General features: G+C 40.9%; 13 protein-coding genes. 8 read left to right on the forward strand and 5 right to left on the reverse strand.

The window, feature by feature from the left end:
- The 3 genes from ACYQ5K_RS09890 to ACYQ5K_RS09900 all read right to left on the reverse strand — a co-directional run bounded on the left by ACYQ5K_RS09890 (window position 1) and on the right by ACYQ5K_RS09900 (window position 3,086).
- Window positions 1-744 carry an N-acetylmuramoyl-L-alanine amidase gene (locus ACYQ5K_RS09890; RefSeq protein WP_173689182.1) on the reverse strand — a complete coding sequence of 248 codons (744 nt, stop codon included), beginning with the start codon at window positions 742-744 and terminating at the stop codon, window positions 1-3.
- Between the two features lie 75 nt (window positions 745-819).
- Window positions 820-2,679: a glycosyl hydrolase family 18 protein gene (locus tag ACYQ5K_RS09895; RefSeq protein ID WP_173689192.1), complete on the reverse strand. Its 1,860-nt coding sequence runs from the start codon at window positions 2,677-2,679 to the stop codon at window positions 820-822.
- Between the two features lie 173 nt (window positions 2,680-2,852).
- Window positions 2,853-3,086, reverse strand: coding sequence for a hypothetical protein (locus ACYQ5K_RS09900; protein WP_055248070.1), 234 nt, complete (start codon window positions 3,084-3,086; stop codon window positions 2,853-2,855).
- A 386-nt stretch (window positions 3,087-3,472) separates the two neighbouring features.
- Here ACYQ5K_RS09900 and ACYQ5K_RS09905 point away from each other — a divergent pair, with 386 nt between their 5' ends.
- On the forward strand, window positions 3,473-4,267 hold the full coding sequence (locus ACYQ5K_RS09905) for an adaptor protein MecA (RefSeq protein ID WP_055248068.1): 795 nt from the start codon (window positions 3,473-3,475) through the stop codon (window positions 4,265-4,267).
- Between the two features lie 99 nt (window positions 4,268-4,366).
- Here the strand turns inward: ACYQ5K_RS09905 and ACYQ5K_RS09910 are convergent, their stop codons facing one another.
- Both ACYQ5K_RS09910 and ACYQ5K_RS09915 read right to left on the reverse strand, forming a co-directional pair.
- Complete coding sequence (locus ACYQ5K_RS09910) at window positions 4,367-4,576, reverse strand: DUF1858 domain-containing protein (RefSeq protein ID WP_022220329.1); 210 nt, start codon at window positions 4,574-4,576, stop codon at window positions 4,367-4,369.
- 232 nt (window positions 4,577-4,808) lie between these two features.
- The gene (locus tag ACYQ5K_RS09915) at window positions 4,809-5,729 is read right to left on the reverse strand and encodes a C40 family peptidase (RefSeq protein WP_173689181.1); all 921 of its coding nucleotides are present in this window, start codon (window positions 5,727-5,729) and stop codon (window positions 4,809-4,811) included.
- Window positions 5,730-6,044: 315 nt separating this feature from the next.
- Between ACYQ5K_RS09915 and ACYQ5K_RS09920 the strand changes: the two genes are divergently transcribed.
- The 7 genes from ACYQ5K_RS09920 to ACYQ5K_RS09950 all read left to right on the forward strand — a co-directional run bounded on the left by ACYQ5K_RS09920 (window position 6,045) and on the right by ACYQ5K_RS09950 (window position 10,113).
- Window positions 6,045-6,434 (forward strand): Fur family transcriptional regulator, encoded by a 390-nt coding sequence (locus tag ACYQ5K_RS09920; protein WP_008375549.1) that lies wholly within the window; start codon window positions 6,045-6,047, stop codon window positions 6,432-6,434.
- Between the two features lie 154 nt (window positions 6,435-6,588).
- Window positions 6,589-7,134, forward strand: a complete 546-nt coding sequence (locus ACYQ5K_RS09925; protein WP_459777520.1) for an NADH peroxidase — start codon at window positions 6,589-6,591, stop codon at window positions 7,132-7,134.
- Between the two features lie 314 nt (window positions 7,135-7,448).
- Window positions 7,449-7,874 (forward strand): HNH endonuclease, encoded by a 426-nt coding sequence (locus ACYQ5K_RS09930; RefSeq protein ID WP_459777521.1) that lies wholly within the window; start codon window positions 7,449-7,451, stop codon window positions 7,872-7,874.
- A 196-nt stretch (window positions 7,875-8,070) separates the two neighbouring features.
- Entirely contained in the window at window positions 8,071-8,262 is a 192-nt protein-coding gene (locus tag ACYQ5K_RS09935) for a hypothetical protein (protein WP_459777522.1), read from the forward strand.
- 88 nt (window positions 8,263-8,350) lie between these two features.
- Window positions 8,351-8,524, forward strand: a complete 174-nt coding sequence (locus ACYQ5K_RS09940) for a hypothetical protein (protein ID WP_459777523.1) — start codon at window positions 8,351-8,353, stop codon at window positions 8,522-8,524.
- A 3-nt stretch (window positions 8,525-8,527) separates the two neighbouring features.
- Window positions 8,528-9,091, forward strand: a complete 564-nt coding sequence (locus ACYQ5K_RS09945; RefSeq protein WP_459777524.1) for a hypothetical protein — start codon at window positions 8,528-8,530, stop codon at window positions 9,089-9,091.
- A gap of 11 nt (window positions 9,092-9,102) precedes the next feature.
- The gene (locus ACYQ5K_RS09950) at window positions 9,103-10,113 is read left to right on the forward strand and encodes a helix-turn-helix transcriptional regulator (protein ID WP_459777525.1); all 1,011 of its coding nucleotides are present in this window, start codon (window positions 9,103-9,105) and stop codon (window positions 10,111-10,113) included.
- Window positions 10,114-10,179: the final 66 nt, after the last annotated feature.

Raw genomic sequence — 10,179 nt, forward strand, 5'->3', positions numbered from 1 at the left:
TTAATTTCCATACCCGTTCAGGTATTCCAGACATTTTGCGATTCCTTTTGCAACAGCTTCTGCAACCTGCTCCTGATATTCCTCTCCCGACAATTTTTCTGCCTCTTCCGGATTAGTCAGAAAACCGCATTCCACGATCACCGTAGGTACTTTTGTCCGCCTCAGAAGGTAATAGGTCTCATTTGCTTTTGCCTGCCTGTGATTTTCCGGATCAATCTCCTGCAAACTCTCCTGCAGGATCTTCGCAACAGCCTCTCCTTCCCGGGAATGGCTGTAATAAAATACCTGCGCTCCATGAATTTCCGGGTCTTCATAGCTGTTCTGATGGATACTCACTGTAAGGACAGGTTTCGTCTCGTTGATCATCTTCACTCTTGCCTGCATATCCTCTGTCTTTTTACTTCCGTCTCCTGTTGTTCCAAGCCCTTTATCCTCTTTTCTTGTAAGCTCTGCTGCTATCTTTTCCTTTTCCAGACATTTTTTCACTTTCTCAGTAATTGCCAGATTGATATCCTTTTCCAGAAGGTTATTCAGCCCGATTTTTCCAGGATCACTTCCCCCGTGTCCGGCATCCAGGATTACCTGGGTCTGCTTTGCCTCCACCTGATCCGCCTCGGTATACCTGCTTAATGTATAGCTGCCATAAATACATCCCGTCAGTAAAATAAGAGCCAGAACCCACTTTATTTTGCTCTTGAAAATAGTTTTCCCCCTTTTTACCATTTCACTGATTTTTTTATTCAAAAAAAGAGCCTCCAGCATATATTTTTACAAATATATGCTCGGAAAGCTCTTTTCTATACCTTTCTCATTATGTAATCAATTTACATATTTCTGAATCAGATCCCAGATATCGGAAGTCTCAAATCCAAGCTTCCATGCCGCCGTTCCTGCCAGATTATTGTCCTTCATAAGTCCGAGTTTGACTTCAAGTGAAGACGCATCCTCCAGCCAGATCCTGTAGGTTGAATCGTTATCTCCCTGCCACTCTGCATAGTTCTGCTTCGCCGTATCATCCCATGTCACAGTTGCTCCGGCTTCGCTTACCCGCTGTGCCGCTTCTTCCATGCCAAGTGCTTCGCTGGTAACTTTCATTGAATAGTTCGCAGCCTCGGTTCCTTGCTCTTCCGCACGCTCTTCGTCCGTCTTCGGTGTCTCATTCCACAGCCTTGTATAGAATGGCACTGCATTGATCACCTTTTCTGCCGGTACATCCCGCAGGGTTTCTTCAATTCCCTCTTTTACATAATTGTAAGATGCCACGGAACCTGCTTCATAGGAACCGGCAAAATGTTCATCATATCCCATGATGATCACATAATCTGCCATAACTCCCTGTTCTTCTCTGTGATAATGTGTGTTATAACCCTTCGGCACATAATTATCCACTGAAAGGACCAGATTGTTCACCCGGCACAGCACAGAAAGCTCCCGGATAAACTGAATGTAATGATCTCCGACATCCGTCGGTATCTGTTCAAAATCCACGTTGATTCCATCAATTCCATTCTGAAGTGCTGCATTTACCAGCTGATTCTCCAGATTCTCCCTGCTCGAAGTATGACTGAGCAGCTCCATATCGTCTACATTCTGGTCGAAATTATCAACCAGCGCCCATACTTCCAGTCCACACTGATGCGCATAATCCACATAGTCTGTACTTGCAATAGAACTGATATTTCCGGAATTATCCGTTACACTGAACCACGTAGGGGAAATCGTATTGAGTCCTTTTGTATCTGCAAGTGCATCTTCAATCCCTTCGTTGGCAGCTTCACTTGTGACCTGATGCCATACCAGGTTGATCTTGTAATCTTTCTTAATTCCTGTATAGTCCGGTTCCTCAAATTCTCTTGAGGTTGTCTCTTTCTTGGCATCTTTCAGCTTTGACTTCTGAATGTACCCGACAATTCCGGACTTTGTACAGACTTTTTTCCAGTCACTTACATCTTCAAGAACCGTAAGCTTATCTCCCTTTTTCACTTCTTCAAGCACCGGACTTTTTACACCGCCCAGAATCCTTACCTGGGAATCATCCTTAACCTTTGCCGTCTGACGCTCTCCAAACTTACTGGTGATCACGACTCTTGCCGGATCCTTATAAACTTCGTAGTCAAAATTTGCATATTTCTGCAGGAAATCCAGTGCAATATATGCTGTATCTCCTTCTGCCTTTACAATCGTATAATCCTCACTGTTCACAGTATCCGAAACAGAATAGTCCTTACTGTCTGCCGCTGCCTTTACCATATCTCTCGGCAGTGTATACAAAAGTATATGCTCATTGGAATCCCAGTAAAAACGATCGCTGATATAATCCTGTACAAAGTTATAAGACAGATATGCAGTTCCGCCTTCTGTAATTGCCTGAGCATCCAGTACCTCATTGTTGATCGTTACACCCATCTGCGACTTTGCCGTAATTCCAAAATATTTATTCAAATCATAGGTTTCTTTTGTCGGCCCATACTTTATCCAGTATATTGTTCCACCGGCAAGCCCAATGACAACTATAAAGATCACCAGCAATGCAATACACACGTTTCTGACACGGCGACGTCTTCTTCTTGATCTTCTCCGTCTCTGATAACCTACGCCCGGATCCTCGTATCTTGCAGCAGCTTTTCTTGCTGCCGCAGCTTTGCGTCTGCGCTCTCTTTCCCTTTGCTCATTGGTCATTCTTCTTTCGTCCACATGACACCTCCTGTTTGCAGCATATTTTCACAGCTTAACTAAGCTTGTAATATGCGCATACTTTAGGTTATTATACCACATATATCTGCCATTTGTACACATCTGAGAACTATTTCCATTCCCCACAGGTCATGTCCTGGCGAGGGGGCTCTGCTTTTTCATTCCACCTGTGAATGGTCTGTTCTTATACTGTTAAAATCCAGTTCCCGGATCATTCCCTGTTCATCCAGAATATAATCCCGCATATAATTACTTTCTTCTCTTACCATATGCGCTGACACGATCTGAAGCGGACTTGCCGGAAAGCCATTCATCTGCATCCGGACACCGCTACGCTCGTAATTTGTCAGTTCCGTAAATAAATCCTGATACTTTTTCTCTTGCTCGTCCATATTTCCCCCTTGAGTCAGACAGTTTTTACGGCAAAAAGCGACCATAAGGCAACACTTGTGATATATTACTTCTCCTGTGCTTTTTCCGATGACAAGAAAATGATCACTGTCCATACTTCGGTTCAATTGTTAGGTTCTGTTGATAAATCGTCTGATATGACCTGAATGTACTTGATTCGGTACGCTGTGTGCGAAATGCGTATGATAAATTCAAGATTTGTGCGATTGACTGGTCTGTCTTATTTTCCTGTAACGCCATTATAAGAAAGAGTTTATAAAAAAGCAAGCATTTTTTATTTTTTATTTTGTTTACATCGTTCCGTTTTTTGTTTATACTATTAGTAATTGTTCAGATAGATTTTTGATTGAATAGGAAGTGATACTTTATGAAGATAGAAAAGATAAATGATAATCAGATCCGCTGCACACTTACCCGGGATGATCTCGCCCAGAGACAGTTAAAGCTCAGCGAGCTTGCTTACGGCTCCGAGAAGGCAAAGTCTTTATTCCGCGAGATGATGCAGCAGGCCGCTTCTGAATTTGGATTCGAAAGCGACAATCTGCCACTGATGATCGAAGCAATCCCGACTGCCGGTGATTCTATCGTTCTGAATATAACCAAAGTTGATGATCCGGATGAACTGGATACCCGTTTTTCCAGATTCACACCTGCTCCTGCGGACGAAGCTGCTGATAAGCACAAATCCGTGCTGGAACATCTGAAAAAGCTTGACGGAGCCGAAGATTTTCTCGACATTCTCCGTCAGATGAAAGAGGCTGTATCCCAGCTCCCGGAGAACCCGGAAGCACTTACCGATACTCCGGTCCAGGAACAGGCTCCTGCTTCAGAAGCCAAAGAAGCAGCTCCTGCTGAACCTTCTGTTCCACCGGTCCGGCTTTTCTCTTTCTCAAGACTTGACAGTGTGATTCATGCCAGTCATTTTTTAGCTGAGATGTATGATGGTCCGAACACACTTTACAAGGATGAAGCAGAGAACATGTACATTCTGACACTTGCACAGGGGGAGCATCCGTCTTCTGATTTTAACCGAATCTGTAATATGCTCTCCGAGTATGGTTCACCGGAACAGGGTGGTGGTATATCACTTGCATTTCTGGAAGAGCACTGTGATATGATCCTTGCTAAAAACGCAATACAGACTCTGACTTCATTTAAATAACAGACAAATCCACAATTTTTAACTTGGCAAAAAAAGACGGGGACGGCAGATTAATGATCTGTCGTCCCCGTTAAATTATATCTTTTATTTATTCGCGGTCTATGCTTCAGCTGCTAAGAGTGCGTTGATCTTTGCGATAAGAAGATCTGCATCAATTCCATGAACCATTGCTGCTTCTTCAAGAGACTCACCCTGTGAAGCCGGGCATCCAAGACAATGCATTCCAACTTCCATAAGAACCGGTGCTGTCTGTGGAGCTACCTGAAGTAATTCGCCAATTGTCATTGTTTTTGTTACTTCGACTGCCATCTTTCTTCCTCCTTTGCTTTTCGTATCCCCTATTATAATACCATTTATCCCAAAAAACAACCTTAATATCCGACTGTATTGCTCGGATATTAAGGTTTCTTTGCTTTTGTAAAATATTTTCCCCGTTTTCCACAAAAAACGTATGTTTTTATGTGGATAATGTGGATAACCCACGGATATTCAGCATTTTCGCATTTTCCAAATGCCTGCTTTCACTGGTGTCTCCAGGCTTTTACACGATTCTTCTTACTGAAAGAATTGTCGTATAAGTCGCCGGTGAAATCCCGATTCCCTGTTCCGGGTTCTGTGCATTGACGATCTGACCGTTCCCAATATAAATTCCGATGTGGCCATCATAACAGATCAGATCCCCCGGCATCGCCTGATCATAGCTTACTTCCACGCCGGCATTAATCTGATCATACGTTGTCCGTGGAAGACTGATTCCAAAATGTGCAAATACTGACTGTACAAATCCGGAACAGTCCGCCCCATCTGTCAGACTTGTGCCGCCCCAGACATACGGATTCCCAATGAACTGGCATGCATAATCGACGATCGCCTGCCCATTTGACGCCGGCTGTGCGGAAACCTCGGTAGTCTCCGTCTGCTGTACATTTCCCTGGACTTCCTGCGTCATCTGCGCTTCTTCGGATTCCCTGGACACTGCATAGGTAAATGCTTCTGCTTCTTCTTTTCCTTCCTGCTGCGCTTCCGTTACCAGATTCTCCGCATACGTCTGCGCCTCTGCTCCTGTCAGTATATATTCTGTTTTTACATATCCGATGACATCTCCCGACTCAACTGCCGTCCATTCTCCCACAGGACCTGTGATCTTCGCCGCGTATCCCGGATACAACTTTCCGACATATTCACTTTCCTTTGTCGGTTCGCTTCTGACATACAGAAAACTTGTTACATTGGCAAATGCCATATCTAAATACTCACCCTTATTTTCCGGTACCAGATAATCCTCAGCTTTAATCTCCCTGTTCTGAGAATAAAAATCATTCAATACCGCTTCTATCCCTACGCCCGGCATCTTTACAGCTTCTGTGGTGTCCCCATCTGCTGCCATAACCGAAATTCCCGGAGATACTGTCATCCCCAGAAAAGTAACCAGGAACAATCCTTTTTTTAGATTTGAATGCATAAATCTCCCTCCTTCATGTATTCTTATCTTTTGTAATTGTTACGGAATTGTTACATTTGTTACGGTGATATTATATCAATCAATTTTCACATTGTCAAGTTTTCCTCATTTATTTCGTATTACACAGTTCTACACCGTTCTTTATACACATTGTTTTTTCGTCATATTTGTTACAAATTGTTACATCTCGCTTAACAGTATTTCCATTTTTTATTCTTTTATTCAATATACAATTTTTTATTGACATTATAAGAATATTATAATAATATAATCTTAGTAATTATTATTATTATCTATTTGTAGGAGGTGACATCAATGGCAAATTTAAAATACAGCAGACAGCGTGAGGCAATTAAGGACTATCTTTCCTCTGTTACAACACATCCAACAGCGGATACTGTATATATGCATATCAAAGAAGAATTTCCAAATATCAGTCTCGGAACCGTTTACCGCAATTTAAATCTGCTTGCCGACATAGGTGAGGCGATTAAAATTACAACGCCCGATGGCGGCGATCGTTTTGATGCACGTACCAATCCGCATTATCATTTCTATTGCAAGTGCTGCAAGCGAATGATTGATATGGATTTTGATCACATGGATAAGATCAACCAGCTCGCATCCGAAAGTTTCGACGGTCAGATTGAATCACACACCATGCTTTTCTACGGTATCTGCGGTGATTGTTTAAGAAAATCCTGACTATGTAGTATAAATTCAGAAATTTTGAAAAAACTTATCAATTATAGTTGACAAAAACAGATGTATATGTTATCTTAATATCAGTAACAGTTACTAATATTTCTAACTAAAAAAATCAAATATACTATCAAAAAAAGAAAAGGAGATTATTATTATGAAGAAATTTGTTTGTACAGTATGTGGTTATGTATACGAAGGCGAAGCAGCACCGGAGAAATGTCCAGTATGTGGCGTAGGCGCTGACAAATTCACAGAAGTAAAAGAAGGCGAAAGAGAATGGGCTGCAGAGCATGTAGTTGGAGTAGCTAAAGGCGTAAGTGAAGACATCCTTGCCGACCTCAGAGCAAACTTTGAAGGTGAATGTTCAGAAGTAGGAATGTATCTTGCAATGGCAAGAGTAGCTCACAGAGAAGGCTATCCGGAAATCGGACTTTACTGGGAAAAAGCTGCTTACGAAGAAGCAGAACACGCTGCTAAATTCGCAGAACTTCTTGGCGAAGTTGTAACAGACAGCACAAAGAAGAACCTTGAAATGAGAGTAGAAGCAGAACACGGCGCAACAGCAGGCAAATTCGACCTTGCAAAACGTGCAAAAGCTGCAAACCTCGATGCAATCCATGACACAGTTCATGAGATGGCAAGAGACGAAGCGAGACACGGCAAAGCATTTGAAGGACTCCTGAAGAGATACTTTGCGTAAGATATAAAACCTTGTAAAATAAGGATTTTCCAAGAGAGGATAGAGAAATCTATTCTCTCTTTTTTTGCCTGCCTGCTGCCAAAAGAATTGACTTTAAATTGACTATTTTAGATATTCAAAACTACAAAAACCCCAAACTTGACTATTTTACAAGTATGGTTTGTTACGCAACAATTCTACTGCAACTTTTTACATCTTGCAATATCTCATCTGGAAAAAGACACTTCTTTTATAAAATTTTAGCCACTTAGGACAAGTTAATATAATCTGCATGCTGCCTTTTTCAAGTATCTCTGAAAGGAGATGGTTGAAAAATGGTGTGCAAAGCAACCAAGAGGAAGATACTGGAAGTCTGGCATGATGAATGTGCTATTTGTGGCAGCAAGGACTTTTTGGAGTTCCACCACATCATTCCCAAGTCTATGGGTGGCTCTGATGATTATGACAACATCATTGTTCTTTGTGCCTGCTGCCACGCAGGCATCCATGAAAGAGCCTACAATCCCCAAAAGTACAACAAACATACATCTATTGACTATGACGCAGCAGTTCCTATTTTAGAAGCCTATTTCGCAAATGAAATAGGGGCAAAGGAAACAAAAGAAAAACTGAACCTATCCTCTAAAACCCACTTGTGCGAAAGTTCTGTCTACAAGCGATACAAGAGAGAACATGGCATAGACAAATTTTATAACAATGTTGATTTGGTAAATAGTAAAAGGAGAACCCAGAATGTATAGACTATTTTATGAGTTGTTCCAATCCATGAACCAAGAGCAGAGAATGAAGTTTTTAAAGCAGTTGTATACAAATGGCTGCTGCCAAATTTTCTTCACAGAAAAGCCCCCTCTTCCATTGTTCTGGGAAGAAAGGGCTGATTTTATTTTATAAAAAAATTTTGGTATAATATTTATATAAGAAAGAAGGATTTTTTTAATGACTTACATTCAATATTTAGAGTTAAAGAGACTTTATCCAAATGCAGATGAGCAGACTCTTTGGGAACTCCAAAGAAAACAAATGCTGGATATGCTCAAAGAAAAGCAGCAAGCAGAAGAACAAGGAAGAGAAGTTGCAAGAGCCTTTACTGCTGCCTTTGAAAAAGAATTAGAGAAACTTTTCAAGTAATGCGAGAAGGCTTCTCCAATAGACACAATGGAGAAGCCTTCTTATTTTTTGCCTTAAAGTATCAATTTTTAGTAAAGGAGAACCACAGATGAGAGACGCACTCAAGAAAATCAATGTTGCCAAAATGTGCAACAGTACAAATCTCAATGTTATCAGAATCAGAAATTACATGAATGGGAAAATAGCCCATTTAAGACCAGAAGAAGAGAAAACAATCAGAGATTACTTCAACAATCTTGTAAACATGGAAAAGAGAGGTTAAAATATGTATACTGCTCCAAATCAAAATACCATTGTTATTCACAGAGAAATGCCAAAGTCTGATTTTTTGCAGATTAAAAATGAGAACTGGCAAACCATGATAAAAGAAACACAAGACTATTATGCCTTTGTTCTTTATCTCTATTTCGCAGCAAATGCAAATGGTTATACTTTTGCCTTGTCTCCTGCTGCCATTACAGAAGCAACTGGACTCGCCAGAAGCACATACTATAAGAAGTTGGAATTTTTGAAAGAAAAGGGGTACATAATGGAAGGGAAGGGGAACACTTTACATTTTTATGAGGTTTCCCAAAAGTCCAAGAGAGAGAATGTGAAAAATGAAGAAAGTGTTTGCGTCAGTCCCCCTCGTGAACAAGAAAGTCTCGCAGGGGAACATGAAAATCTCGCACAGAGACAAGCCCCACTCTCGCAGGAACAGACCTCTTCCTCGCAGAGCATAGAAATAAATAATAGATATAATACAGATAATACAAATAAAGAACAGATATCAGAAGGTTTTTCGAGTGGAAAATCCTCTAAGTTTAAATCAGGAGAATTTGTATTTTAAGGAGAAAACCCATGAAAGAGCAATCAGACAGTAAGAAACTCATTCCTATCTACTTGCAGGAAATTTTTCTGGAAAAGACAGACAAAACTCACTTTATAAGAATGCCAGAGATTATGGCAGAACTGGAAAAAAGAGGGGTAACTGCTGACAGAAGAACCATTTACACAAATATTTCTCTGCTTGAAGCAGTTGATTTTCACATCGAAGGTGTGCAGGAAAAAGGCAATTACAAATACCACTTGCCAGAAAGAACCTTCGACTCCAATGAATTGAAGATTTTGATTGACTCTGTTGCTTCTTCTAAATTTTTGACAGAAAAGAAGTCCAGAGAACTGATTAAGAAACTGAAAACTTTGGGAAGTACCTTTGATAATGAGTCCTTCAACAGAAGAGTTTTACTGGATAAAAGAGTAAAGAGCATGAACGATAGAATTTTCAAGAACCTTGACTCTTTGTATGCTGCCATTGCCAACAATAGCAAAGTCACATTCCAGTATGTAAGGTGGAATCCTCAAAGAAAATTTGATTTTTTGAGAAGTGGTAAAGAGTTTGTGACAAGCCCTTATGCCATTTCCATGAGTGATGATAACTATTATCTGGTTGCCTATGATACCAGAACCAAAGGCTTGAGACATTACAGAATTGATAAAATGCAATCCATTAAACTGACCTATGAAGCCAGAGAGGGCAAAGAACACTTCGAAGCCTTCGACATGGTGGAATACTCCAAAAAAGCCTTTGGAATGTTTGGGGGTAATGAAGAAACCATTACCATTGAAGCCCCTAACCACCTTGCAGGAGTTTTCATTGAAAGATTTGGGGATTCTGCCAGAATCAGACCAAGCCTTGAAAAAAAGAACTTCTTTGTTGCCAGAATTACAGTTTACACAAGTATTCAATTTTATGGGTGGCTTTTTGGTCTGGGGAAAGATGTAAAAATCATTTCTCCAGAAGCAGTAAGAGAAGAATACATAGCCATGCTCAATCAAGCAATCACAGACAATGCCCCTCATACTTCGTAATGGATCGTGAGCCTTCGTCAGCTTCATTTTCCCCTTTAGCCATTTGGGAGGGCACTGAAAAAGTAG

The organism is Allocoprococcus similis, from assembly GCF_054660775.1.

Coding starts and splice junctions, on each gene's coding strand:
- ACYQ5K_RS09895 (WP_173689192.1), bottom strand. CDS start 2,679: ATGACCAATGAGCAAAGGGAAAGAGAGCGCAGACGCAAAGCTGCGGCA.
- ACYQ5K_RS09900 (WP_055248070.1), bottom strand. CDS start 3,086: ATGGACGAGCAAGAGAAAAAGTATCAGGATTTATTTACGGAACTGACA.
- ACYQ5K_RS09905 (WP_055248068.1), top strand. CDS start 3,473: ATGAAGATAGAAAAGATAAATGATAATCAGATCCGCTGCACACTTACC.
- ACYQ5K_RS09910 (WP_022220329.1), bottom strand. CDS start 4,576: ATGGCAGTCGAAGTAACAAAAACAATGACAATTGGCGAATTACTTCAG.
- ACYQ5K_RS09915 (WP_173689181.1), bottom strand. CDS start 5,729: ATGCATTCAAATCTAAAAAAAGGATTGTTCCTGGTTACTTTTCTGGGG.
- ACYQ5K_RS09920 (WP_008375549.1), top strand. CDS start 6,045: ATGGCAAATTTAAAATACAGCAGACAGCGTGAGGCAATTAAGGACTAT.
- ACYQ5K_RS09925 (WP_459777520.1), top strand. CDS start 6,589: ATGAAGAAATTTGTTTGTACAGTATGTGGTTATGTATACGAAGGCGAA.
- ACYQ5K_RS09930 (WP_459777521.1), top strand. CDS start 7,449: ATGGTGTGCAAAGCAACCAAGAGGAAGATACTGGAAGTCTGGCATGAT.
- ACYQ5K_RS09935 (WP_459777522.1), top strand. CDS start 8,071: ATGACTTACATTCAATATTTAGAGTTAAAGAGACTTTATCCAAATGCA.
- ACYQ5K_RS09940 (WP_459777523.1), top strand. CDS start 8,351: ATGAGAGACGCACTCAAGAAAATCAATGTTGCCAAAATGTGCAACAGT.
- ACYQ5K_RS09945 (WP_459777524.1), top strand. CDS start 8,528: ATGTATACTGCTCCAAATCAAAATACCATTGTTATTCACAGAGAAATG.
- ACYQ5K_RS09950 (WP_459777525.1), top strand. CDS start 9,103: ATGAAAGAGCAATCAGACAGTAAGAAACTCATTCCTATCTACTTGCAG.